We start from the raw sequence: 25,361 nt of genomic DNA on the forward strand, positions 1-25,361 counted from the left end.
CAATGGCAAGCGGCCATCCGGGACACCGGATGGCCGCTTCTTTGATTGGTCTCGATCAGGAGGCGATGGCCGTCATGCGCCACTCTTGGCGAGTTGCTTGGTGCGTTACGCGGTCTTCATCGCGGCGGCGCTGCGCTATATGGATGAGTACCATCATCACCACGGTGCCACCGACCACGGCCACTGGGTAGGCCGCGAGGATTTCGGAAAGCGAGTACTTCCAGGACAGCGGGCGGCCGATACCCAGCAGGGCGGCGAAGGCCCAGGATACGCCGGACAGTGCGCCGGTGCCGACGGCGAGCAGGCGAGCGGGGCCGGCCAGGTCCATCAGGGAGCCGACGCGAGCCAGGCGGGGGAGCACCGCATGGTGCAGGACCATGCCATTGAGGGTCAGCACCGAGACCACGACAATCTTGGCCTGAAGTTTGGGGTTGGCCAGATATTCGGCACCCTGCACAAAGACATCCAGGCCAATGATCGCGGCGCCCGAAATCCAAAGCACTGTCAGTGTGCGTGACACTCCCCGCTGCAGGGATTCGAGGTGCTGGGGGGAAAGGCTGTCACGTGCTTGCTGGCTGAACAGGCTACGCACGAGCTTGACATCGCTCTTGAGAATCATGGCGATGGCGATGCAGCAGGCCAACAGGTGGGCGTAGAGAATGCCCAACCGTGCGAACTCCATGAAGGTGTCGTTGTGCATGAGTGAGAGTATCTGGTTCATATGGGGATTCGTCTCGCTGGTTATCGGTATTGGGGGAACACTGCATAAATGCCTGCGCGAGCGAATCGCTGTGTTGCGCGGTGCGCGGAATCCTCACATATACCCCATATGCTCCGGTTCCTGTGCTCCGTGCGCCTTGCGCTTCATCTCGCTCGTCGATTTGTTCAGCGTTTCCTTGGCGGTCGGTGTTCAGTTCTGCGAATCACTCGTCGGAACGAGCTTGCCGCACTGCATCATGCGGGATGGGTGCCAACTTGAAAAAATATCTTGATTAATCAAAATCCTCCATAAATCAATATATTAGCGATATCGCCAGCAAGCAGTCAGCGAACGGTGTATTCGTTGCACAATACCGACACTCCCCTGGCGACCGGGGGAATATCAATACAGAACAGAAGGATAAGGTGTTGCTACGGGGAGACAGTGCAGCGGAAGGCACGGGTTGCGTTACCAGAAACGACAACCGCCGCCCATTCACAGGGCAGCGGTTGAGGTTGGTAGGCATCGGCTGTTTGGCCGAAGCGGTTGAGCGTCAGCGTAACGACAGGGCGCCGGCGCCGGTGTCTTCGCCCATGGCCTCGCGATAGGCCTTGGCTTCAACCTCTTCTACTTCATCGGTGAAGCGTACCAGCAATGCACAGGAGGCGAGTACCAGCACGGTCAGCCCAAGGTAGAACAGGCCCTGCTGGTAGGTCAGTGCCTCGGAGCGGAACAGGAAGGCCGCCGCCACCGCGCCGACGTTACCCCCCGCGCCGACGATGCCGGCCACCGCGCCCAATGCCTTCTTATTGATGAACGGTACGACACCGAAGGTAGCACCCTCGGCCATCTGCACGAACAGGCTGAATACCAGCATGATACCGATGGCGTAGGAGAGCACGTGCATCTGAGAGAAGGCCACCAGGGCGATGCCCTCGCAGACCAGGGCGATGAACAGCCAGCGCACGCGGCCCTTCAGGCCGCCATTGCGGGCGAACAGATCCGAGAAGATGCCGCCCATGGTGCGCGCGAAAATGTTCATCAGACCGAACAGGCCGGCGATCATGCCGGCCGTCGCCAGGGTCAGGTCGAAGTGGTCGAAGAAGTAGATCGCGGCAATGTTGTTGATGGTCAGCTCGACCCCGAAACAGATCGCGTAGACCACGAACAGGGCCCACACACGGATGTCCTTGGCCGCCGTCATGAAGCTCTTGCCGGCACCGAGATCGCCATCGGCCTGGGGTAGTTCGCCTCGCGCACGCAGGTCCGCGAAGTTGCCGTTGGGGGCGTCCTGGGTGAACAGGTAGTAGCAGATGCCGGTGATGAACAGCACCACGCCGGGCACTACCATGGCCAGCCGCCAGCCCATCGCCTCGTTGACACCGAGCATCAGCATCCCGGAGAAGATCAGCGGCATCAGGATCTGGGTGGTGCCACCGCCCAGGTTCCCCCAGCCAGCGCTGGTGGCGTTGGCGGTGCCCACGACATTGGGCGCGAACATCATGGTGGTGTGATACTGAGTGATCACGAAGGAGGCGCCGATGGCACCGATCGCCAGGCGTGCCAGCAGGAAGGTTTCGAAGCTGTTGGCGAAGCCGATGCCCATCACCGGAATCGAGCCGAGTACCAGCAGGCCCGAGTAAGCCTTGCGTGGGCCGATTCGGTCACACAACACCCCGATGGCCAGGCGAACGATCACCGTGATGAGTACCGAGGCGATGATGGTATTGCCGATCTGGGTTTGTGTGAGGCTCAAGTCTTCGCGGACCACCGCCATGAGCGGGGCGATGCCGAACCAGCCGAAGAAGCAGATATGGAAAGCGAACCAGGAGAAGTGGAACGCACGCATCTGGGGGGTACTGAAATTCAACAGGCGGATCCTGTTGGCCTTACCGAGAATTTCCATGGGACAGACCTCGCTTGAGTATCGGTTGCGTTCAAAACATGCCCTTCGTCGTTGAAGGTCAGGTTCGACGCACTCGTACTCCGGAGAGCCTGGTCCACGTCCACCAATGCTTGCCTTTTACAAGCAATTGGTTTGCCAGTTTTTGGTTTTTTGTTTTATTTACAGATGATTGAAAAGATATGGCGAGACTGTTAACGATCCTGAGAGTGATCTTCGGCACCCCGGTCAGCGCCGAGATGGTGCGTGTTCGTGGTGAATTGCCCAGCGGTGGTGCCCGAAGGTAATAAGCATTGGCGGTGTTCTATATTCTCCGGGCGTGAAGGTCTTGACCCTGGATGTCGAACTTCACTCGTACCCTTTGGCCTGCAGCCTGAACAATCTGGCGTAGCGGCCATTGGCGGCCATCAGGCTTGCATGGTCGCCCTGTTCGAGAATCCTGCCGCCATCGATCACCAGGATGTGGTCGGCGGCGCGCACGGTGGAGAAACGGTGCGAGATGAGGATGGTCATCTTGTCATGGCTGTGTTGGCGAAAGTCGGCGAATACAGCGGCCTCGGCGGCGGCGTCCATGGCCGCGGTGGGCTCGTCGAGCACCAGGATGTCGGCACTCTGGCGCATATAGGCGCGCGCCAGGGCGATCTTCTGCCACTGGCCGCCGGAGAGCTCCTGGCCACCCTTGAACCAGCGCCCCAGTTGGGTGTGATAGCCCGCCGGCATGTCACTGATGAAGTCATCGGCAAGCCCTCGGCGAGCCGCGTCCTGCCAGCGGCTCTCGTCATCGAAGGCAGCTACGTCACCGGCGCCGAGGTTCTCGCCGACTTTCAGCTGGTAGCGCACGAAGTCCTGGAAGATAACCCCGATGCGACGCCGCAACACGCCGATGTCCCACTCGCGTAGATCGCTGCCATCGAGCAGGATACGTCCCGCACTGGGTTCGTAGAGCCGGGTCATCAGCTTGATCAGGGTGGTCTTGCCGGAGCCGTTCGCGCCCACCAGGGCAAGGCTCTTGCCTGGCGCCAGATGCAGCGAAATGTCCTCGAGCGCGATTGTCTCGGCACCGGGATAACGGAAGCTCACACCTTCGAAGCGGATGCCATCCCCGGGGTGCGTGCCTTGCGTCAACTTGCCGGCATCCTTGGCAACGGGCTGCTCGAGATACTCATAGAGGTTCGAGAGGTAGAGGTTGTCCTCGTACATGCCGCTGATCGACGTGAGACTGGCCGAGAGGGCAGACTGGCCCTGCTTGAAGACCATCAGGTACATGGTCATCTCCCCGAGTGTCAGTGCCCCGGCGATGGTCTCGACGACCACCCATGCATAGGCGCCATAGAAGGCCAGGGTGCCGAGCATGCCGAGCAAAAACCCCCAGGTTTCACGGCGGATGGTCAGGCGCCGGTCTTCGCCATATAGGGTCTGGAAGATCCGCCGGTATCGCTCGAGCAAGAGCCCCTCGAGGCCGAAAAGCTTGACCTCCTTGATGCTGTCCTCGCGGGCCAGGACTGTCTCCAGATACATCTGCATGCGGGTCTGCGGCGAGCGCCACCGGAATAGCCGAAAGGCATCGCCCGAGAACTTGGCTTCCGACACGAATACTGGCAGGGCGCCAATCGCCAGGATCAGGATCGCCCAGGGAGAAAACTGCACCAGCAGCACCCCGAAGCTGACCAGCGAGATGGCGTTCTGGGCCAGGGAAAAGGTCTTGTTGACCAGGCCCAGCGGCCGGGTCGAGGCCTCGCGCCGGGCGCGGGTCAGCTTGTCGTAGAATTCCGAATCCTCGAACTGGCCAAGCGACAGGCTGCCGGCCTTCTCGAGTATCATCACGTTGACCTTTTGGCCAAGCAGTGCCCGCAGCAGGGATTGCTGGGCCGAGAGGCCGCGCTGGGCGAGGGCGATAGCGGCGATTACGCCGGCCTCGGCCAGCACGTAGCGCAGCACCGGCCAAGTCGAGGCGAGGGTCAGTTCGGCGCCGGGTTGTTGGTGGTAAGCCATGGCGTCCACCACCGCATCGACGATCAACTGGCCGATCCAGGCGGCCACGGCAGGCAGTACCCCCGCCACCAGTGTGCAGGCTGCAAGGCCGAGCGTCAGGGCACGTGACGTTTGCCAGACCAGCGCAAGGGCGCGCCGACTGTATCGGAACACGCCCAGGAAGCCTGCGATGCGGTTTCGCCTACTGGATGACACGACGATTCTCCAATCATGGCAAGGGCCCAACGCATCGACGCCCCGCCAAATGGCGGGGCGTCGCGATGGGGGCGCAGGTTACGCCAGTCTGGTTCAGCCGTCGTCGTCCGGTGCGCTGGATTCCGAGGCGCTGGCGACGATGGTGCCGGTTTCACCGCTTTCGAGCGCGGCGAGCAGCGGCTCGGCCCGTTGCTGGAAGGCCAGCAGCGATTCACCTGAGAGGCTCTTGCTCTCGGGCAAGCTGACCTGCATGGGGTCGACCTGGCTGTTGTTGACCAGCACCTCGTAGTGCAAGTGAGGCCCGGTGCTGCGTCCGGTATTGCCGGAAAGTGCGATACGTTCGCCCATCGAAATACGATCGCCATGACTGACCAACGGTCGCGACAGGTGCAGATAGCGTGTGCGATAGCCATTGTCATGGCGCACGACGAGATAGCGTCCCGCCAGCGGATGGTTACCCACTTTCTCGACGCGTCCATCGGCTGGTGCGGTGATTGGGGTGCCGATCGGCATGGCGAAATCGGTGCCGCGATGAGGGCTTACGCGTCCAGTAACGGGATGCTTGCGGTTTGGGTTGAATGAGGAGCTCAACCGGTAACTGCCGTTGAAGGGGTGGCGATTGAAGGCCGGGTCGAGGCTGTCACCGTCCGGGGTATAGAAGTTGTTGTCGTCACTGTTACGCACCAGTGTCAGGTTCATGCGCTCCCCCTGATACTGGACCGCGAGTACCCGTGTGTCGAAGCTTTCCCCCTCGATGATGTCGGATTCCACCAGCACCTGAAAACGATCGCCGCGGCGTGTGTCGCGGCGAAAGTCGAGTTTCTTTTCCAGTACCCGCGAGAGCTGGGAAATCTCGGGACTGGACAGGCCGGTCGCCTGGGCGGATCGGGCAAAGCTGCCGCTGACGCTACCCGCGAACAAGCGTTGTGTGGCTTCCCCAGTGCGTTCGATGGTGGCAACGTCCATGCCTTGTTCGGTGACCTCCACCATCAGCCCACTGCGGGCATCGTGCATCATGCGCAACCCCAGTAGCTTGCCGGTCTCGTCGAGCTGGTAGTCGAAGCTCTTGCCTACCCTCAGGCGGGTCAGGGCATTCTTGTCCGGTACCTGGTCGAGTAGCGAGAGTACTTCGCTGTAGCCGAGTCCAAGCTGCTCCTGCGCCATCACGGCGAAGGTGTCGCCAGCCTTGACGGTGTAGGTCTGCCACTCGGGCACATAGGGCTCGTTGGCGGCGATCTCCTGCTCCAGGATGATCGGGCCTTCGTCGAACAGCTCAAGCTCGTCCTCGGAAATGTCCTCATAGGAGGTGGCATCCGCCACCAGGCTGCCATCATGATCGAGCATGCCGCTAGAGATGGTGCCGAGCACAACGGCAATGTGCAGCGCGCCTTCGTCGAGGGTGGGTTGCCCGGAAAGCAAGTCTTCCTTGGGGGATGTGGCTGCTGTAGAGGTTTCAGCTAATGTAGATGCCGGCTTGGCAAGCGACAGCGGGATTGCTTCGTTGTTGTTTGCGGCGCTGGCGGAATCAACGAGATCGAGGTCGACGATCTCTGTCGGTTTCAGGCTTGCCAGCGGCACATGGGAACGCGTGGCATCGAGAGCTTGAGTGGCAATTTCGATGGCATCGACCATGGAGCCACGGTCGAAGTTAAGCGAAGGCAGACCGGGTCGTGAGTCGGCATTCAGCGGAACAAGAACGGTGTCCAGCGGCTGATTCTCGCGCTGGACATCCTGGTAAGTCGTGACGATTTTCTGTGCACCCAGCACGGTGACCATGGTGGCAACCGGTAACAGCAATAACTTGTGCGTGCGGGGAAGCGAATGAAGGATTCGCATCATGGATAAAGGCCAATAAATGATGAATAGGATGACAATAGGCATGAGAACCATACCCCATGCGGTATGGTGTGCCTATCCTGTAAGGACGTACAGGTTTTGTGCCGAACATGAACTTTCGGCCAACGGTGGGGGTTTCGCAACGTCTCCTTCAACACGCGAACAGTGTTAATTAACGGTATTGGACAAGAGCTTGGCAGTGAGTTCAACCCCCTACCTTGGTCCAATTGCGCAGTGTCTTGCGATGAAAAGAAGAGAGTGACAAGTCTCGAACTGGTAATTCAGTGCGGTTTTTTCGAAGATGAACCCCTGTGAATTGCTCCACGCATTCGAGGGAATCGAAATGTCTCGTGTCACTCTGGCTCAATGGCAGATGCTTGCCGCAGTGGTCGACCATGGTGGTTTCGCCCGCGCCGCCCAGGCTGTGCACAAGAGCCCATCCACCCTGAATCATGCGGTGCACAAGCTCGAGGAACAGCTTGGCGTCAATGTGCTGGAGCCGGTGGGCCGCCAGGTACGGCTGACGGAGGCGGGTGCGATGCTGTTGCGGCGCGCGCGTCAATTGCTCGAGGGGGCCGAGGCACTCGAAGATGTGGCCGGCCGTCTGGCCGAAGGGCTCGAGGCCGAAGTGGTGCTGGGCGTGGACCAGGTGTTTCCTCCCGATGCCCTGGCGCGAGCCCTGGAAGCCTTTTCTGCCGCTCATCCCCATGTTCGTGTCCAGCTCCATGAAACCGTGCTGAATGGCGGTATCGAAATGCTCTACGAAGGCAGGGCGGATCTGGTGATCTCGGGGCTTTCCGCCCAGGGTTTCTTGGGGGAGCCGCTTACCACCGTGTGCTTCGTTGCGGTGGCACACCCGGAACACCCCCTGCATCGCCTGGCTCGGCCGCTGGACTTACGTGACCTGGAGCAGTACCGCCAGTTGGTGGTACGTGATTCGGCACTGCGCCAATCCATGGATTCCGGCTGGTTGAAGGCTGAGCAGCGCTGGACCTTAAGCCATCTGGGGACTTCCATCGACATGCTTGAACGAGGGCTGGGCTTTGCCTGGGTGCCGGAAACACGCATTCACGACGCGCTGGAAGCAGGCCGACTGGTGCCCCTTGCATTGAGTGCCGGTGGTATTCGCCAGATACCGGTTCAGCTCATCTATCGTGATCGTGACCGCGCGGGTCCAGCCACTCACGCCATGGCCGGCGCCCTGCAACGTGAAGCCTCACGCTGCCAAGAGGTGCGACAATTCGATCCTATCGAATGATCTGGCCCAAAACATGCGCTTGAGCGTCGATCGAATCGCACTATCCTTGGGTGACTGCATTCATTACCGAGGAGTGACCCCATGGGCCTGTTGATTGATGGCGTTTGGCACGATCAGTGGTATGACACCGACAAGTACGATGGCGAGTTCGTCCGTGAGTCGGCCAAACTCCGCGATTGGGTCACCCAGGATGGGAGTGACGGTCCCGATGGTCAGCCCGGGTTGCGCGCCGAATCCGGCCGCTATCATCTCTATGTCTCGTTGGCATGTCCCTGGGCACACCGCGTAATGATCATGCGCCGGCTCAAGGGTCTCGATGACCTGATCGGCTTGTCTCATGTCAGTCCGTTGATGCTGGACAAAGGCTGGAGCTACAACGTGGAGGAAGGCTCCAGTGGTGACCCGATCAACGGCGTCGACTACCACCATCAGCTCTACACCCTGACCGACCCGGACTACACCGGCCGCGTCACGGTGCCGGCGCTGTGGGACAAGCAAAACGGTCGCATCATCAACAATGAATCAGCGGAACTGCTGCGCATGTTCAACGGGGCCTTCGACCACCTGACCGGTAATCGTCTGGACCTCTACCCGGAAGATCTTCGCGAGACCATCGACGCGGTAAACGCGGATGTCTACGACCACATCAACAATGGCGTCTACAAGTCGGGCTTTGCCACCGAGCAACGCGTTTACGAGAAGCACGTGGTGGCACTCTTCGATTCGCTGGATCGCATGGAAGCCCGGCTTGCCGAGGAACGCTATCTCGCCGGCGAATGGCTGACAGAAGCCGATATACGCCTGTTCACCACCCTGGTGCGCTTCGATGCCGTCTATCATGGCCACTTCAAGTGCAACCTCCGGCGTATCGAAGACTACCCGAATCTGTCGAATTACCTTCGTGAGATCTACCAGTGGCCGGGTATCAAGGAGACGGTGAACATGGATCACATCCAGCGCCACTACTATTACAGCCACGAACACATCAACCCGACCCGCATCGTGCCCAAGGGGCCGCTGCTAGGCCTTGATCGACCCCATGATCGCGAGCGACTGACTGGCCGAGGCATTCGTGAAGTGGGCTGAGGAGGTTGCCCCGCATGCCTCTTGTGATCCGTGACGTCGGGCGCCGTTCAGCGGCGCTTCGCCAGCCAGCGGTCCAGGGCATTGGCGAATTCGCGGCGGTCGGCGTCTGAATAACCCTTTGGTCCACCCGTGTGTTCGCCACTGGCGCGCAGGGTCTCCATGAAATCCCGCATCTGCACGCGTGCCCGTATGTTGTTGGCATCCAGGGTTTCACCGCGTGTGGTCATGACCTTCGCGCCCTTGTCGATGGCTTCCATGGCAAGCGGCAAGTCCGAGGTGATCAACAGATCGCCCGCGATGATGCGGCTGACGATCTCGTTGTCGGCGGCATCGACGCCATGGCTGACGGATAGCGCCTTGACCCACTTCGAGGGCGGCAGGGGAATGGCATGGTTGGCGACGAACCAGCTAGGGGTGGCGGTGCGCTCGGCGGCGCGAATGATGATCTCGCGTGCCACCTTGGGGCAGGCATCGGCATCGACCCATAGTGTAGGCATGCGGTGACTCCAGCGGGGAGTGGAATAGGTTCGAAGAACGTTCAAGAATACCTGCGAGGCAGGCTCGCTAGACAGGCCAGGTGATCAAACCTGACCAAAAGGACTAGCCAGTGGCATTCGCCGATGGTAGCATGCGCGCTCCTCGCATGTGTTGACCCCACCATCATGACGACGCCACCACGGCCCAGTGCCAGGTGAGCGCCGAAACGCCAGGCCCAGTGAGCTTAGCTGCGCCATCAGCGTTCGAATTGTGTAGATGGAGTGCCACCAAGATCACGCCACCCGGGCGAGATCGGCACAAACGGTCGCCACAGCGGTTCATCCGACCATCCTCGATGGCATGGACCGAATGCCAGGTGCGACCGGCGTCCCCGACTCCGAAAGCGTGCTGCCTCTTCCGATTGTGGAGCACAGCACCCATGACCGTTCTGACCTGTGTGTCGAACACGCGGTCGATTGCGTCAGGGACGCCAATGAATTTTTGCCGGCCACGCCGGCCTACCAAGGTGTGATTAATGACCTCGACTTCTGTCGCCTCGCCGAGCTTCGGCGATCTGGCCCTGCTGCCTGCCGTTCTCTCCGCCGTTGAGACCCTGGGTTACGAGATTCCGTCACCGATCCAGCTGCAGACCATTCCCGCGTTGCTGGAAGGCCGTGACATGCTGGGCCAGGCCCAGACCGGTACCGGCAAGACCGCCGCCTTCGCGCTGCCGATCCTCTCGCGTCTCGAGTTGACTCGCCGCGAGCCCCAGGTGCTGGTCATGGCGCCGACCCGTGAACTGGCGCAGCAGGTGGCCGTGTCGTTCAGCAAGTATGGCCAGAACCTCAAGGGGCTGGAAGTCGCCACCTTGTGTGGTGGTCAGGAGTACCGCGAGCAGCTTGGTGCCCTCAAGCGTGGCGCACAAGTCGTCGTCGGCACCCCGGGCCGCATCATCGATCACCTGGATCGTGGCAGCCTCAAGCTCGATGGGCTCTCCGCGCTGGTGCTCGACGAGGCCGATGAAATGCTGCGCATGGGCTTCATCGACGACGTCAAGCGCGTGGTCGCCGACACGCCGAAGGACGCCCAGCGAGTGTTTTTCTCCGCGACCCTGCCAACTGAAATCGAGCGTATCGTCAACCGCTACCTGGTCGATCCGGTCAAGGTCGCCATCGAGGCGGCGATCGGCACGGCGGCGAGCATCGACCAGCGCTTGGTGCGCGTCGATGGCGGTGCCAAGCTGGAAGCGTTGGCACGCATCCTCGAAGTCGAGCCGGTGGATGGCGCCATCGTCTTCGTGCGTACCCGCGCTGCCTGCACCACCTTGATGGAGCAGCTCTCGGCGCGTGGCGTGAATGTCGCGAGCCTCTCCGGTGATCTCGACCAGAGCCTGCGTGAGCGGACCATCACCCGCCTCAAGCGCGGCAAGGTCGACGTCCTGATCGCCACCGACGTGGCAGCCCGCGGCCTCGATGTGCCGCGCATCACCCACGTCATCAACTACGATCTTCCCCAGGACAGCGAAGCCTACACCCACCGCATCGGTCGCACCGGTCGGGCGGGTCGCACCGGCATCGCCATCACCTTCGTCGGCTTCCGCGAAGGCCGCAAGGTCGGCTGGATCGAGCAGGCCACCGGCCAGAAGCTCAGCGAAATGGCGCTGCCCGACGAGGCCGCGATTCGCGCCCATCGCGACGAGGTCTTCCACTCGAGTGTCATCGCCGCCCTGACCGCCGGTGCCGAAGAGCAGCGTGCGCTGGTCGAGCGACTGGTCGCCGAAGGCCACGATCCCATCGAACTGGCGTGCGCCTTCGCCCGCCTGGCGCGTGCCGACGAGGCGCCGATCGGCCGTCTGCAGGCACCGCGCAAGGACCCGCGTGGCGATCGCGCCCCTCGTGATGGCAAGCCGGCACGCCGTGAACGCGGGCCCAGCGAAGGCATGACGCGCTATCGTGTCTCTGTCGGCCACAAGGACGGCGTCAAGCCGGGCCAGCTGGTCGGGGCTCTGGCCAACGAAGGTGGGATCGAAGGCGCGCGCATCGGCCGTATCGATATCCGCAACGCCTTCTCGGTGGTCGAGCTGCCAAGCTCACTGCCGGCCAGCATCCTGGCCAAGATGGCCCGCGCCCGAGTGGCCGGCCGTCCGCTCGAGATCAGCGAGGACAGCGGTGCTCCCGAGCGCGCTCCGCGTCGTCGCCGTGAAGATGGCGACGCACCGATCCGCCGCCAGTCGCGCGGCTGATCGTCACCGCCGCCAGGCGGCGGTAGGCACCACCCAAAACACGGGCCGGGGAATTTCCCCGGCCCGTTTTTTTATGTCGAGCCCATCAACAGCTGCGGGTCGGTGGCCTGGAGCGTGATGGCGATGCCGCCCAGGCAGGTCATGTCGCGGTCCCAGGGGCAGCTGGCGATGCGGGTGGGGCCGATCAGCTCGGTGACCAGTGCCTCGCTGATGGCGTCCTGCATGGCGTCGTGCATGGCCGTGAAGCCGCGCACCCCTGACCCCGTGATCAGTACCAGGTCGGGGTTGAACAGGGCCAGCAGATTGGCCATGCCGTAGCCCAGGGCGCGGCCCGCCTCGGCGAAGATACGCACTGCCTCGGGATGGCCCTGCAGGGCCAGTTGGGTCAGGGCCTGCATCTGCGGCTCCGAGGGGTGAGCACTGTCGCCAGCGGGCAGTTCGATGACGTCGCTGGCCGCGCGATAGAGCGCGTAGTCGCTGGTATAGGCTTCGATACAGCCACGCTTGCCGCAGGCACACAGTGCTCCCCCGGGCTGGTACTTGCTGTGGCCGAACTCGGCGGCTGAGCCGTTGGCACCGAGAAACGGCACGCCGTCGATCAGCACCGACATGCCGATGCCATAGCCCAGCATGATGACCACCAGGTTGGGATAGCCGGCATAGGCTGGTTGAGCCGCCAGCACGCTGGCGATGCAGTTGGCGTCGTTTTCGAGCAGCACCGGGCAATCGAAGCGTTCCGCGAGCAGTGCCGATAGCGGGGCATTGCGAAAGCGCAAGGCGGGCGACCAGATCAGCGTACCGCTATGCGACGACACCACCCCCTGTACCGCCAGGCAGATACCGACCAGGCGGCGGTGGCTGGCAAGCGCGGTGGATCGAACCTCGGCAATCTTCTCCTCGAGCAAGGCAATGAGTTCATCCGCGGTCAACGCCAGGGTGTCGATGGCGTGGTGCTCGCTATGCTGCATCTGGCCGGCGTAGTCACCCACCACCAGTTGCAGTTCATTGATCGAGAGCTTGATGCAGATGACGCAGGCAGCCTCCGGCGCGAGCTGGATCAGCGTCTTGGGGCGCCCACGCCCGTTCGGGCGAGGGGTGTCGGGAGGAAGCTCGGTGATCAGCCCCTGGTGAAGCAGCTCGGCGCTGATCGAGGTGACGGTCGCGGAGCTGATGCCGTTGAGGGTGCCGAGGTCGACGCGCGCCACCGGCCCTCTGTCACGCAGTGTGCGTATCACCGCCAGGGTGTTGTCGAGGCGGCTGCTGTCATGGGATGGAGAAGCCATGGGTCTCGCCGTTCCGGTGGATGATGGGCAGTCTAACAGGGCTATCGCAGATGGAAGTATCGCTCAAGACTTCCCGGCGACAGGCCTTGATGCTTGCCATCGATAGCCGGTGTCGGGAACGCGATGCGACCTAAGTTGTATTGGTGGTATTTATTTTAGTGTCTAAATTAAATGTACGCCAGTTGCTTCGATCCATCGGCAGCACGCAGCAGCACGTGGCCGCCGTCAATGGCAACGAAGAATAATGACAACGAGGAAGATCACCATGCACGAACCGATGGCCCGCTATCCCAGCCTTGCCGACCGTGTCGTCTTCATTACCGGGGGCGGTGGCGGCATCGGTGCGGCCATGGTGCAAGCCTTCCACCATCAGGGTGCCAGTGTCGCCTTCGTCGATATCGACGATGCGGCAAGCCAGGCCCTGTGCCGTGAACTCGAAGCGCAGACGGGACGCTCGCCCTGCTATCGCCACTGCGACATCCGCGACATCACGGCTCTGCAGGCCATCATCGAGGAAGTGAGCGAGACCCTGGGCCCGATCCGCACTCTGGTCAACAACGCCGCCAACGACGACCGCCACGACTGGCGAGAGGTCAGTGTCGACTACTGGGATGAGCGCATGTCGCTCAACCTGCGGCCGATGTTCTTCACCAGTCAGGCGGTGGCGGAGCGGATGGCGGATGCCGGCGGCGGCTCGATCATCAACTTCGGTTCGATCAGCGTGCGTCTGGCACTGGGTGACCTGCCGACTTACGTCACCGCCAAGGCCGCTGCGCATGGTTTGACCCGCAGCCTGGCGCGGGACCTGGGGGAGCTCAATATCCGCGTCAACACGGTGGTGCCGGGCTGCATCCTGACCGAACGTCAGCTCGACAAGTGGATCGGTCCAGAGGACGAGGCACGCATCCAACAGCACCAGTGCCTCAAGGTGCGTCTGACCCCGGAGCATGTGGCGCCGATGGTGCTGTTTCTGGCGGCCGACGACAGTGCGCAACTGACCGGGCAAGAATTTTCCGTCGATGCGGGGTGGGGCTGATGAGCAGGCAGAATCAACCGCTGTTGTCGGCGCGTGGCATTTCCCGCTCGTTTGGCCAGAACCAGGTGCTGTTCGATATCGACCTTGACCTTGCGCCCGGTGAGGTGCACGCGCTGCTGGGCGAGAACGGGGCCGGCAAGTCGACACTGGTGCGTATCCTCTCCGGCTATCTGAGTCCGACGAGCGGTGACGTGTGCCTCGAAGGTGAGGTGCGCCGCTATCGAAACAGTGGTGAAGCCGAGGCCGACGGGGTGGTCATGATCCACCAGGAACTGGCTCTGGCCGGGCAGTTGAGCGTGGAGGAGAACATCTTCCTGGGACGCGAGCTGCGCCGCGGCCCCTTCCTCGACCGCCGGGCCATGCGCGAGCGTGCAAGCGAGACGCTGGCCGAGCTCGAAACACGCGTCGACCCGCGTGCCAGGGTCAAGGATCTCAGCACTTCCGCCCAACAGATGGTGGAGATCGCCAAGGCGATCACCCGCGATGTACGCGTGCTGATCATGGATGAGCCCACCGCGGCGCTCACCGAACATGAAGTCGGGGTGCTGTTCGAGCTGATTGCGCGCCTGCGCAAGCGCGGGGTGGCGATTCTGTACATCTCCCACAAGCTGCGCGAGATCGAGCAGATCGCCGACCGGGTCACGGTGCTGCGTGACGGTCGGCTGATCGACAGTGGGCCGATGGCCGGACGCAGCAAGGAGGAAATGGCGCGGTTGATGGTCGGGCGCGAAATCCGCGACATGTACCCCGAACGCACCACGCTTGAAAGCGATGCGCCGGTGGTGCTGGAGGCGCGGGACATGGTGGTGCCCGGTGCCGTGAAACACGCCAGCTTTACGCTACGCCGTGGCGAGGTGCTGGGCTTCGGCGGGGTGGTCGGTGCCGGCCGTACGGCGCTGATCGAGGCGCTGCTTGGGTTGCGCGAGCGCCGCCAGGGGCAGGTGTTGCGCAATGGCCAACCCGTGGTGCTGCGACATCTGCGCGACGCAGTGGGCCAGCGCATCGCCTATCTAACCGAAGACCGCAAGGGCAAGGGCTTGGTGCTCAACATGGGGCTGCGTCCCAACCTGACGCTGCTCAATCTGCGCGCCTACTGCCACCCGCTGATCGATCGTCGACAAGAGGAGCAGGCCTTCCAGGAGGCCATTGAACGCTTCGACATTCGCCTGCGGACCGAGGCCCTTACCGCTTCCGAGCTCTCCGGCGGTAACCAGCAGAAACTGCTGTTGGCCAAGGTCATGACCATCGATCCCGAGATCGTGATCATCAACGAGCCGACCCGGGGCATCGATGTCGGCACCAAGCACCAGATCTATCACTTCGTGCGTGAACTGACCGACGCCGGGTGCTCGGTCATCCTGATCTCATCGGAGATGTCCGAGCTGATCGGCCTGTCCCATCGGGTCGCGGTGATGTGTGCCGGGGTGCTGACCGGCGTGCTCGAAGGCGAGCAGATCAACGAACAGGAAATCATCCAGTATGCATCCGGCATCAAGGGGGTAGGAGTCGATGAACAGCGTCGTGCCTGACAACAAGCCGATCGGGCGGAGCCGCTTCTCCGTCGATCTCAAGACCTGGGGGCCGTTCATCGCCCTGGTGGCCCTCGCCGTGCTGGGGGTATTGATCAACCCTGCCTTTCTGGGGCTGGACAACCTGTCCAATATGCTTACCCGCAGCGCCTTCATCGGCATCATCGCCATCGGCGCGACCTTCGTCATCACCGCCGGTGGGCTGGATCTGTCGGTGGGCTCGATGGCGGCCTTCATCGCCGGGGTGATGATTATTCTCATGAATAGCCTGGTCGAGCAGTTCGGCGCCGGCTTGACCACGATATTTCTGGGTGTTGGCGCCTCGGTTCTGCTCGGCCTGTGCGCGGGTTTCATCAATGGCGTGGTGACCACCAAGGGCAAGATCGAGGCGTTTATCGTCACACTCGGCACCATGGGCATCTATCGCTCCCTGGTGACCTACCTCGCCGACGGCGGAACCCTGTCGCTGGACTGGGGCGTGCGCGATATCTACCGGCCGGTGTACTACGGTAGCTTGCTGGGGATTCCGGTTCCGGTACTGGTATTCCTTGTGGTGGCGGTGGCCGGTTACATCCTGCTCAACCATACCCGTTTCGGGCGTTACTGCTTTGCCATCGGTTCCAGCGAGAAGGTGGCCGAGTACAGCGCCATCAGCGTCGATCGCATCAAGACCCTGACCTATATGCTTCAGGGCCTGTGCGTGGCGTTGGCGACCATCATCTATGTGCCGCGGCTTGGCTCGGCCTCGGGTGCCACCGGGGTGCTTTGGGAGCTCGAGGCGATTGCCGCGGTGATCATTGGCGGCACCGTGCTCAAGGGTGGCCATGGGCGCATCTGGGGCACGGTGGTGGGGGCGATCATGCTGACCATGATCGGCAATATCCTCAACCTCACCGATGCCATTTCCAACTATCTCAACGGCACGGTGCAGGGGATCATCATCATCGTCGCGGTGTACCTGCAACGTGCGTCGTGGAGGAAGTCGGCGCCATGAGGCGCCCAACAGGCAGCAGCAATACTCGCACCATCAAAATAAGCACAAGCATCACAGGAGCATCACCATGCCCAACACCAAGAATACCAAAATGAAGGTCGCGGCCCTGACCGCGGCAGCCGCCATCGGGTTGCCCGGCCTCGCCATGGCCCAGGAGGTCACCATCGGTGTGTCGATCCCCGCGGCGACCCACGGCTGGACCGGCGGCGTCAACTTCCATGCCGAGCAGGCCAAGGAGCGACTCGAGGCCCTGCATCCCGATATATCGATCACTATCAGCACGGCCAGCGACCCCGGCGAGCAGGCCAATGACCTCGAGGATCTGGTCTCCCAGCGCAACATCGATGCCCTGGTGGTGCTGCCCTTCGAGTCGGGGCCACTGACCGACCCGGTACGTCGCGTCAAGGAATCAGGGGTGTTCGTCACTGTGGTCGACCGTGGGCTCGAACTGGAGGGGATCGAAGACCTCTACGTGGCCGGCAACAACCATGAGTTAGGGCGCGTGTCCGGTGAGTACATTCGCGAACGGCTCGATGGGCAAGGCGATATCGTCGTGCTGCGCGGGATTCCCACGGTGATCGATGACGAACGCGTGCAGGGGTTCGAGGAAGCCATCGAAGGCTCCGAGATCAATATCCTCGACATGCAGCATGCCAACTGGAATCGCGATGACGGCTTCGAAGTGATGCAGGACTTCCTGGCACGCTTCGACAACATCGACGCGGTGTGGGCCCAGGATGACGACATCGCTCTCGGGGTGATCGAGGCGGTACGCCAGGCCGAGCGCGAGGACGAGCTGTTCATCGTCGGCGGTGCCGGCATGAAGGACATCATCAAGCGTGTCATGGAGGGTGATGAACTGGTGCCGGTCGATGTGCTGTACCCACCGGCGATGATCGCCACCGCCATGGATCTGACCGTGCAGAACTTCGTCTCCAACGGCCCGGTCGTCGGCGAATACATTCTCGGCTCACCACTGATCACCCCGGAGAATGCCGAGCAGTACTACTTCCCCGACTCCCCGTTCTGATCGACGCAAGCGGACGGGCGCTTAGGTGCCCGTCCGTGCCTTTCGACTCGGTAACCCACTTTTCCCGGTAACCCATCGGAGAGCCCCTCATGCAAACCATCAAAGGGCCCGCGATCTTCCTCGCCCAGTTCGCCGGTGACGACGCTCCCTTCAACAGCCTCGACAGCATCGCCGCCTGGGCGGCGGGGCTGGGCTACAAGGGGGTACAGATTCCCAGTTGGGATGCCCGCCTGATCGATCTAAAACGTGCCGCCGAGAGCCGCACCTACTGCGACGAAATCAAGGGCACGCTAGCGGAACATGGCGTGGCGTTGACCGAACTCTCCACCCATCTGCAGGGCCAGCTGGTCGCCGTACACCCGGCCTACGACGAGGTGTTCGACGGCTTCGCGGCACCCGAGGTGCGCGGCAATCCCAAGGCCCGCCAGGCGTGGGCGGTGGAGCAGCTGATGCTTGCCGCCCGGGCGTCGCAGAACCTCGGCCTTACCGACCACGGCACCTTCTCGGGGTCGCTTGCCTGGCCATTCCTCTACCCCTGGCCGCAGCGCCCCGCCGGCTTGATCGATAGCGCCTTCGATGAATTGGCCAAGCGCTGGCGTCCGATCCTCGATGCCTTCGACGAGGCGGGGGTGAACCTGTGCTACGAGATCCACCCCGGTGAGGATCTGCACGATGGCATCACCTTCGAGATGTTCCTCGAGCGGGTTGGCCATCACCCGCGCTGCCACATTCTCTACGATCCCAGCCACCTGATTCTTCAACAGCTCGACTACCTGGGCTTTCTGGACGTCTATCGCGACCACATCCAGATGTTTCACGTCAAGGATGCCGAGTTCAATCCCAGCCCCAAGCAGGGCGTCTACTCCGGCTATCAGTCATGGACCGAACGGGCAGGGCGCTTCCGCTCGCTGGGCGATGGCCAGATCGACTTCAAGTCGATGTTCTCGTGGATGGCGGCGAACGACTACCACGGCTGGGCGGTGCTGGAGTGGGAGTGTTGCCTCAAGCATCCGGAGGTGGGTGCCCGCGAAGGCGCGGCCTTCATTCGCGACCATATCATCCAGGTCACCGAGCGGGCTTTCGACGATTTCGCCGACGCGGGTGTCGACGAAGCGACCAACCGCCGTCTGCTGGGCCTCGACTGAGGGATAGAAAAACTGAGGTATAGAAAAACTGAGGGATAGAACGACATGAGCCAACATCACGAGACATCCCGCCGGCTGCGCCTGGGCATGGTCGGTGGCGGCCAGGGAGCCTTCATCGGCGGCGTGCATCGCATCGCCGCCCGAATCGACGACCACTTTGATCTGGTGGCCGGTGCCTTTGCCTCCGACCCCGAGCGCAGCCGGGTGGCGGCCGCGGAACTGCATGTGGCCGAGGATCGTGCCTACCCCGACTACCGTGCCATGGCCGAGGCTGAGCGCCTGCGCCAGGACGGCATCGACGTGGTGGCCATCGTCACGCCCAATCACCTGCATTTCGATGTGGCGAAGACCTTTCTCGAAGCCGGCATCCATGTGATCTGCGACAAGCCGATGACCACCACTCTGGAGGATGCCCAGACCCTGGAGGCCCTGGTCGAGCGCAGCGGGCTGTTCTTCGGCCTGACCCACAACTATTCCGGATACCCGCTGGTGCGCCAGGCCCGCGACATGGTCGCTGCCGGCGAGCTTGGCGAGCTCAGGGTGGTGCAGGTCGAGTATCCTCAGGACTGGTTGTCGACGCGCCTGGAAGACAGCGGCGTCAAGCAGGCCGAGTGGCGCACCGACCCGAAGCGCAGTGGACCGGCTGGTTGCCTGGGCGATATCGGCACACATGCCTACCATCTGGCGCGTTTCGTCACCGAGCTCGAGCTGGAGTCTTTGGCGGCGGACATGCACACCTTCGTCGAGGGGCGCGCCTTGGACGATAACGTGCACATGATGCTGCGCTTCAAGGGCGGCGCGCGTGGCATGCTGTGGTCGAGCCAGGTGGTGCCGGGAAACGAGAACGGCTTGAAGCTGCGGGTCTACGGCAGCCAGGGCGGCCTGGAGTGGCACCAGGAAACGCCGAACCGGCTGATCCACTCACCGCTGGGTGAGCCGCCGCGGATTCTGACCCGCAATGGCCCAGGGCTTGGTGAGGCGGCGCTTGCCGCATCGCGAATTCCGCCAGGGCATCCCGAGGGCTATCTCGAAGCCTTCGCCCAGCTGTATGCCGATTTCGCCGAGCAGATCCATGCCCGCATGGCCGGTCGCCAGGCCGGCACCCTGGCGGCGAGCACCCCTGGGGTGACCGACGGTGTCGATGGCCTGCGCTTCATCACCCGCGCGCTGGCCTCGTCAGCGGCGGGAGGTGGCTGGGTGGATGTGTGACGCACTGACCCTCGACAATGGTCACCTACGGCTGGTGGTGGCGCCCGGCAACGGCGCCTGCGTGGTGCGCTTCGATGCCCTGACCCCGGCGGGGCCGGTACCGATATTTCGACCCGGAGACGGCCCTGGCGATGACCCCAATCGCATGGGGCTGTACCCGCTGTTGCCTTGGTCCAACCGCATCTCCGGGGGTGGTTTCACCTGGCGGGGCAGGGACTACTCGCTAGCGCCGAACCTGGCCGGTGAGCCCCTGCCGATCCACGGCGATGGGTGGCAGCAGTCGTGGCGAGTGGTGGCATTGGCACCTGAAAGAATGCGACTCGCCCTACGCTCGGCCTGGCAGTCACCCTTCGACTACAAGGCCGTGCTGGATTATCGGCTACAAGGCAAAAGCCTGGTGGTCGACCTGTGCCTGACCCACCTGGGGCTGCATCCAGCTCCCTATGGCGTGGGCATGCACCCATGGTTTTCCCGCACCGCCGATGTGCGTCTCTCCGCGCCGGCAGGCGGGGTCTGGGAGGTGGACGCCACACAGCTTCCCACCCACTGGCGACGTCTTGGCGATGGCGACCCCTGGCGGTTCACCGAAGCCGCCGGGCTTCCTGAGAGGCGTATCGACAACCTGTTCAGCGGCTGGAACGGCCGCGCCAGGATGGACTGGCCGCAGCGTGGGGTGAGCATGGCACTGAGTGTGGCTCCACGACTCTCCCGCTACCTGGTCTTTTCACCCGGAAGTGATGCCGATTTCTTCTGCTTCGAGCCGGTCAGCCATGTGGTCGACGCCCATCATTTCCCCGACCCGCTCGCCGAAGGCCTGAGCGAGCTAGCCAGTGGTGAAAGACTCGGGCAGCGTTGGCGGTTTGGCCCGCTGCAGTGGAACGGCTGATCAGCAAAAGGACAGGTGGCAATGAAGAAAGACGGCATCGATATCGCGCTCGAGCTGGACATGAGCCTTGGCGAGAGCCCGCTATGGTCGGTGCAACGCCAGACTCTCCACTGGGTGGATATCAACCGCGGCACGATCTACCTCTGGCGCCCCGAAGCGGGCACGCCGCCGGACACCATCACGCTGGATGAGAAGGTCGGCTGCATCGCCCTCGGTGACATCTCAGGCCAGGAAGGACTGCTGGCCGCGACGGCGTCCGGCATCGTGTGGCTGCTCCTGCCTTTCGATGGCCAGATCGAGCGGATCGTGGCCAATCCAGAATGGAAAAATGAGTGGCAAGGCAACCGCTTCAACGACGGCCGCTGCGATTCCGCCGGACGCTTGTGGGTGGGCACCATCGACGCCGAGGAGACCCACCCCACGGCGGCACTGTATTGCCTCGAACGGGGCGAGCTGACGAAACGTTTGCCGGGAATCGGTATCTCGAATGGACTGGCCTTCAGCCCCGACCGGCGCTGGCTCTACCACACCGACTCCTTGACCCGGCGCATCGTTCGCTATGCCTATGATGTCGACACCGGCAATCTGGGCGAGGGCAACACCTGGGTCGATACCGCGGCACTCGGGCTACCTGGCGTGCCCGATGGCGCTGCGGTGGATAGTGAAGGCTGCTACTGGAGCGCCCTGTATGGCGGGGGGCAGGTCGTGCGCTTCTCGCCCGAGGGCGAGCCGGTGGAAAGCCTGGCGGTACCATGCCCGCATCCCACCATGCCGACGTTCGGCGGCCCCGACCTGCGTACTCTCTACATCACCACCGCCACCCAACACCTGGACGCCGAAGGCAAGGCACGCTACTCGGCGGCGGGCAGCCTGCTGCGTGCCTCGGTCGACGTGCCGGGCCTCGCCGAGCCGGGTTGGTCGGGGTGAGGTGCGACATAACACATTTCACCCTCGCTGCTTGCAGCATGAGTTGCCAGTGACCAGGCAACGGCCATCTAGCGTTGCGCATGCCAGCCCCAATGCCAAGCGCCCAAAGCGAACTGACATGTTGTTGCCATCGACATATCGCCGCGACATGTTTACGAAACGCAATTTTTTCGACACGTCCCGCGGACATGTCGATGGCATCGACATAAGGGCCACTTCGGCGAGACGAGGAGTTAAAGGAGAGGCTTGAAATTAAAATAGTGGCGGGTCTTATTTTAATTTCATCTGTAATTTAAAATAAGGTGCAAAGCTATTTTACCCAGGCCCGCTTGCGAGCGGTGAGAGGGAGCTCCCATGGAACGCGGACTCACAGGCCACTACGTGGACAGCATCGCTGGCGGTGTGAGGTGTCAGGCGTTTATCCCCGACCCGTTGCCACCTCAGCCGCCCCTGGCGCTCGATGGCAAACTGCAGAGCCGTATCAACCGCGCGATGCTGGAGCTGGGGCGTCTGGATGCCATCAGTACCTTGCTGCCCGATGCGTCACTCTTCCTCTATAGCTATGTGCGCAAGGAAGCCGTCATGTCGTCGCAGATCGAGGGTACCCAGTCATCGCTCAGCGACCTGATGCTTTATGAGATGGAGGGCATGCCGGGTGTTCCCATGGACGACGTGCAGGAAGTCTCCTGCTACGTGAATGCCCTGATGCTGGGCGTGCAACGCATTCGTGAGAGCTTCCCCATCAGCCATCGTCTGGTGATGGAGATGCACGTGGCGCTGATGACCTCCGGGCGCGGCATCAACCGCGGGCCGGGCGAATTTCGCAGCAACCAGGTGTGGCTGGGTGGGCATCGCCCCGACGAGGCGGTCTTCGTGCCACCGCCGCCCCAACAATTAGCGGATTGTTGGGCGGCGCTGGAGCGCTTCATCAACGACATGCCCGAGGCCACCGACCCGCTGATCAAGGCCGCCTTGACCCATGTGCAGTTCGAGACCATTCACCCCTTCATGGATGGCAACGGGCGTCTGGGGCGCCTGCTCATTCCGCTAATCCTTGTAGAGGCCGGTATTCTCAACGAGCCCGTGCTCTACCTGTCGGTGTTCTTCAAGAAGCATCGTCAGGTCTACTACGAACGCCTGCAACAGGTGCGGGTCACCGGCGATTGGGAGGCCTGGCTGCTGTTCTTCGTGGACGCCGTGGCCGAGACCGCCAATCAGGCGGTGGCGACGGCCCGTGGTCTCAACCAGTTGCATGAACAAGACAGGGCGCGGCTTCCCGAGCTGGGCCGCCAGGCCGGTTCGGCGGGCCTGCTGCTGGATGCATTCTTCCAGCAGCCCATCGCCAATATCGCGCACCTTTGCGAACGCACGGGACTGACACCAGCCACCGTCGGCCGGTTGCTGACAGCCCTCGAGGAGACGCTCGGCATCGTCCACGAGTTGACCGGGCAGAAGCGCAATCGTATCTACGCCTACCGGGCCTACATTGACATTCTCAATCAGGACACCCCATGACCCAGTCCATCCTCATCAAGGCCTTTCGCGGCGAGCTGACCGCCGAATGGCGCGCCGAGAACCCCGAACTGATCAGCGGCGAGAAGTTCGAGGTCGAGTGCCACAGCGTCATTATCGATACGCTGGGGAGTCCCATTGAGGAAGATGACATATAGCGGCTGATTCGGAAATCTGGCGCTACCGGTGCCCGTTTCTACAGCACCTCCCGGGTGGCCTCCATCACCCGGCCGTCCACGCTGCGCTGGAACTTGTCTTCGATCTCGCTGCAGAGGGCTTCCACCTTCGGTAGCGTGTTCGCGGCTACCACGAAGGTCCACTCGCTCGCCTCCAGACGGTCGTGCTCGCCGCTCTCGCAGACCGCGACCGCCGGGTTGCGCCCGAAACGCTCATGCAGGCCGCCCATGCGCTGGCGTTTCTCCTTGAGGGAGCGACAGCCTGGCAGGGAGATGGTGAGGGTCAATACGGCAATATGCATGGGCGCTTCAGTTACCTGTGCCGATGCTCAAGCGCAGCGCCTGAAGGCCGTCTAGCTCCAGTCGCACCTCATCCGAGAAGACCGGATGGCCGATTACGCGAATATCCAGGCTGGCCTCGGCGCCACGATAGCGGACGTCTGTGGATAAGCGGGTATCCGTTGTAAGCGGGGCCAGCGGGCCATAGTCCACGCGCTCAACTTCCAGCGCGGTGAGCCCTCGCGCCTCCAGCTGCTGCTCGATGGCGCGCTCCACCACGATGCCGTAGTAGATATACAGGCCGCCATAGGCCAGCCCGGCGATCACGATCAACGATAGAAGACGACCCATGGGTTCCTCCTTGTGGGATAGCCGGTTCGGCGACTGGCCTGATAATGGCTTTTATACCACGCCGTGACGCTTGGCAGAGTGCCCGGGCTGCCAGGCACCCTCGCGAATCATCGGGCAACCGCTGACGTCGTGGTTGTAGAGATAGAGCCAGGCAGGGCCCAGGGCCGTGGTGTGAACGACCCGTTCGAAGTCGCCCCGCTTGGGCGTGCGTACGCGGTGATCCTCCAGGTGGTCGAGCCCTGCCATCAGTTTGGCGTCGACCCGGAAGATTTCCACCTCGACCCCCCGCGAGGGCCACGGCTTGGCGCCGGGGTAGGGGCCCAGATCAAAGAGGGTCACCGCCGTCAGCCGGTCACTGCCGAGAAACTCGGCGCCCGATAGCCAATGATGATTGCGCAGCCCACGCTTCAGGGTGCCGTAAACGGCCACCAGCGGGGTGTGAGCGACGGCCAGTGCCGGGCTAGGCATGTCAGGGTCTCCATAACGCGTGATGTCCAGGCGCATCCTAACACTTGAGTTGATATCAGTGATGGGGGACGTTGGATACGCCACTGCTCCTCGCGCGGTTCTCTATGTGGCATGTGGCTGATATGAAGGGCGTATCTCACCTCATGTGTGTCACCGGCTTTGGGGAGGGGGACGACTCAGGTTGTCGTGGAGGTGTCCAGCGGTCGCCATACAGCGAAAGGGCCGCTTCCTTGGAAGCGGCCCTACACGCACTTAATGTCGTACCTGGAAACTCGTGTCACTGATCAGATTAGTGATTGGACTTCTTGCTCTTGTCGGACTGCTGCTGACTTTGTTTGCTGATTTCGTCAGCACCTTCCTTACTCTTCTTAAGGTTGCTTTCCATTTTAGCCTGGCTCTTCTGCATGTTTTCCTTGAGCTTCTCCTGGCCTGCTTGAACATTGCCCGCCGTGAGTTGCTGAGTGCTTTTCAAGTATTCCTCACTCAATGAGCGAATCTTGTCAGCGTCTTCCTTCAACCGCTCGCTCATATCCCGGATGAGGTTCTGCTGTTCCTCGACCACTTGTCGAAAACTGTCGGCGTCCTTGACCTCGAGCCAAGAGCGGGATTGTGCCAAACTGTTATCGGTAAAGGAGCGCACAGCGTCAAACTGTGCCTCGAAAAGCTGTTCAAAATAATCAGTGGTCAGTGCTCCGTAGGCACGCACTGGCTCGGCGACGGCATTGTCGAATTGCTCAGTGGTTCGTTCGGTAGCTTGGTTGATATCTGTCTTGGTTTTTTCAGCGCTCATGTAATCTATCCTTGCCTTTTGGTAGCTAAGAAAAATGGTGATCCAAGAAGGGGGTTG

At 62.2% G+C, this 25,361-nt stretch carries 23 protein-coding genes; 13 read left to right on the forward strand and 10 right to left on the reverse strand.

Features of this window, described 5'->3' with window-relative positions:
- Positions 1-55: 55 nt before the first annotated feature.
- The 4 genes from C6V82_RS03180 to C6V82_RS03195 form a co-directional block, all read right to left on the reverse strand.
- Positions 56-721 carry a hypothetical protein gene (locus tag C6V82_RS03180; protein ID WP_180978344.1) on the reverse strand — a complete coding sequence of 222 codons (666 nt, stop codon included), beginning with the start codon at positions 719-721 and terminating at the stop codon, positions 56-58.
- A 532-nt stretch (positions 722-1,253) separates the two neighbouring features.
- Positions 1,254-2,606 (reverse strand): NarK family nitrate/nitrite MFS transporter, encoded by a 1,353-nt coding sequence (locus tag C6V82_RS03185; protein ID WP_102589428.1) that lies wholly within the window; start codon positions 2,604-2,606, stop codon positions 1,254-1,256.
- A gap of 345 nt (positions 2,607-2,951) precedes the next feature.
- Positions 2,952-4,790: an ABC transporter ATP-binding protein gene (locus C6V82_RS03190; protein ID WP_229843057.1), complete on the reverse strand. Its 1,839-nt coding sequence runs from the start codon at positions 4,788-4,790 to the stop codon at positions 2,952-2,954.
- A gap of 93 nt (positions 4,791-4,883) precedes the next feature.
- Positions 4,884-6,629 carry a peptidoglycan DD-metalloendopeptidase family protein gene (locus tag C6V82_RS03195; protein WP_102589718.1) on the reverse strand — a complete coding sequence of 582 codons (1,746 nt, stop codon included), beginning with the start codon at positions 6,627-6,629 and terminating at the stop codon, positions 4,884-4,886.
- A 340-nt stretch (positions 6,630-6,969) separates the two neighbouring features.
- Here C6V82_RS03195 and C6V82_RS03200 point away from each other — a divergent pair, with 340 nt between their 5' ends.
- Positions 6,970-7,884, forward strand: coding sequence for a LysR family transcriptional regulator (locus C6V82_RS03200; RefSeq protein ID WP_102589429.1), 915 nt, complete (start codon positions 6,970-6,972; stop codon positions 7,882-7,884).
- An 81-nt stretch (positions 7,885-7,965) separates the two neighbouring features.
- Positions 7,966-8,970, forward strand: a complete 1,005-nt coding sequence (locus C6V82_RS03205) for a glutathione S-transferase family protein (protein WP_102589430.1) — start codon at positions 7,966-7,968, stop codon at positions 8,968-8,970.
- A 47-nt stretch (positions 8,971-9,017) separates the two neighbouring features.
- Here C6V82_RS03205 and C6V82_RS03210 read toward each other — a convergent pair whose 3' ends face one another.
- Positions 9,018-9,467: a YaiI/YqxD family protein gene (locus C6V82_RS03210; RefSeq protein ID WP_102589431.1), complete on the reverse strand. Its 450-nt coding sequence runs from the start codon at positions 9,465-9,467 to the stop codon at positions 9,018-9,020.
- Positions 9,468-9,982: 515 nt separating this feature from the next.
- Here C6V82_RS03210 and C6V82_RS03215 point away from each other — a divergent pair.
- Positions 9,983-11,689: a DEAD/DEAH box helicase gene (locus C6V82_RS03215; protein ID WP_102589432.1), complete on the forward strand. Its 1,707-nt coding sequence runs from the start codon at positions 9,983-9,985 to the stop codon at positions 11,687-11,689.
- Between the two features lie 71 nt (positions 11,690-11,760).
- On the opposite strand, the gene C6V82_RS03220 is transcribed toward C6V82_RS03215, so the two are convergent.
- Positions 11,761-12,972: an ROK family protein gene (locus tag C6V82_RS03220; protein WP_102589433.1), complete on the reverse strand. Its 1,212-nt coding sequence runs from the start codon at positions 12,970-12,972 to the stop codon at positions 11,761-11,763.
- A gap of 265 nt (positions 12,973-13,237) precedes the next feature.
- Here C6V82_RS03220 and C6V82_RS03225 point away from each other — a divergent pair, with 265 nt between their 5' ends.
- The 10 genes from C6V82_RS03225 (at position 13,238) to C6V82_RS18155 (ending at position 23,398) form a co-directional block, all read left to right on the forward strand.
- Positions 13,238-14,008 (forward strand): SDR family NAD(P)-dependent oxidoreductase, encoded by a 771-nt coding sequence (locus C6V82_RS03225; protein WP_102589434.1) that lies wholly within the window; start codon positions 13,238-13,240, stop codon positions 14,006-14,008.
- Positions 14,008-15,537, forward strand: coding sequence for a sugar ABC transporter ATP-binding protein (locus C6V82_RS03230; protein ID WP_102589435.1), 1,530 nt, complete (start codon positions 14,008-14,010; stop codon positions 15,535-15,537). Before C6V82_RS03225 ends, C6V82_RS03230 begins: the two co-directional genes overlap by 1 nt.
- On the forward strand, positions 15,518-16,531 hold the full coding sequence (locus C6V82_RS03235) for an ABC transporter permease (protein ID WP_102589436.1): 1,014 nt from the start codon (positions 15,518-15,520) through the stop codon (positions 16,529-16,531). The genes C6V82_RS03230 and C6V82_RS03235 overlap by 20 nt, the downstream gene beginning before the upstream one ends.
- A gap of 67 nt (positions 16,532-16,598) precedes the next feature.
- Positions 16,599-17,561: an ABC transporter substrate-binding protein gene (locus C6V82_RS03240; RefSeq protein ID WP_229843056.1), complete on the forward strand. Its 963-nt coding sequence runs from the start codon at positions 16,599-16,601 to the stop codon at positions 17,559-17,561.
- Between the two features lie 89 nt (positions 17,562-17,650).
- Positions 17,651-18,706, forward strand: a complete 1,056-nt coding sequence (locus C6V82_RS03245) for a sugar phosphate isomerase/epimerase family protein (RefSeq protein ID WP_102589437.1) — start codon at positions 17,651-17,653, stop codon at positions 18,704-18,706.
- A 45-nt stretch (positions 18,707-18,751) separates the two neighbouring features.
- Positions 18,752-19,915: a Gfo/Idh/MocA family protein gene (locus C6V82_RS03250; protein ID WP_102589438.1), complete on the forward strand. Its 1,164-nt coding sequence runs from the start codon at positions 18,752-18,754 to the stop codon at positions 19,913-19,915.
- A complete protein-coding gene (locus C6V82_RS03255; RefSeq protein ID WP_102589439.1) occupies positions 19,908-20,801 on the forward strand; it encodes an aldose 1-epimerase in 894 nt (297 codons plus the stop codon). Before C6V82_RS03250 ends, C6V82_RS03255 begins: the two co-directional genes overlap by 8 nt.
- 21 nt (positions 20,802-20,822) lie before the next feature.
- Entirely contained in the window at positions 20,823-21,728 is a 906-nt protein-coding gene (locus tag C6V82_RS03260) for an SMP-30/gluconolactonase/LRE family protein (RefSeq protein WP_102589440.1), read from the forward strand.
- Positions 21,729-22,082: 354 nt separating this feature from the next.
- Positions 22,083-23,243, forward strand: a complete 1,161-nt coding sequence (locus C6V82_RS03265) for a Fic family protein (protein WP_102589441.1) — start codon at positions 22,083-22,085, stop codon at positions 23,241-23,243.
- Entirely contained in the window at positions 23,240-23,398 is a 159-nt protein-coding gene (locus tag C6V82_RS18155) for a hypothetical protein (protein WP_219724532.1), read from the forward strand. The genes C6V82_RS03265 and C6V82_RS18155 overlap by 4 nt, the downstream gene beginning before the upstream one ends.
- Before the next feature lie 38 nt (positions 23,399-23,436).
- Here C6V82_RS18155 and C6V82_RS03275 read toward each other — a convergent pair whose 3' ends face one another.
- The 4 genes from C6V82_RS03275 to C6V82_RS03290 form a co-directional block, all read right to left on the reverse strand.
- Positions 23,437-23,718 (reverse strand): DUF503 domain-containing protein, encoded by a 282-nt coding sequence (locus tag C6V82_RS03275; protein WP_102589442.1) that lies wholly within the window; start codon positions 23,716-23,718, stop codon positions 23,437-23,439.
- 7 nt (positions 23,719-23,725) lie between these two features.
- Complete coding sequence (locus C6V82_RS03280; protein WP_102589443.1) at positions 23,726-24,046, reverse strand: hypothetical protein; 321 nt, start codon at positions 24,044-24,046, stop codon at positions 23,726-23,728.
- Between the two features lie 51 nt (positions 24,047-24,097).
- Positions 24,098-24,514 (reverse strand): gamma-glutamylcyclotransferase family protein, encoded by a 417-nt coding sequence (locus C6V82_RS03285; RefSeq protein ID WP_102589444.1) that lies wholly within the window; start codon positions 24,512-24,514, stop codon positions 24,098-24,100.
- Positions 24,515-24,803: 289 nt separating this feature from the next.
- Positions 24,804-25,304, reverse strand: coding sequence for a phasin family protein (locus tag C6V82_RS03290; RefSeq protein ID WP_180978345.1), 501 nt, complete (start codon positions 25,302-25,304; stop codon positions 24,804-24,806).
- Positions 25,305-25,361: the final 57 nt, after the last annotated feature.

The sequence above is a fragment of the Halomonas urumqiensis genome (assembly GCF_003028575.1).
Taxonomy (GTDB): domain Bacteria; phylum Pseudomonadota; class Gammaproteobacteria; order Pseudomonadales; family Halomonadaceae; genus Halomonas; species Halomonas urumqiensis.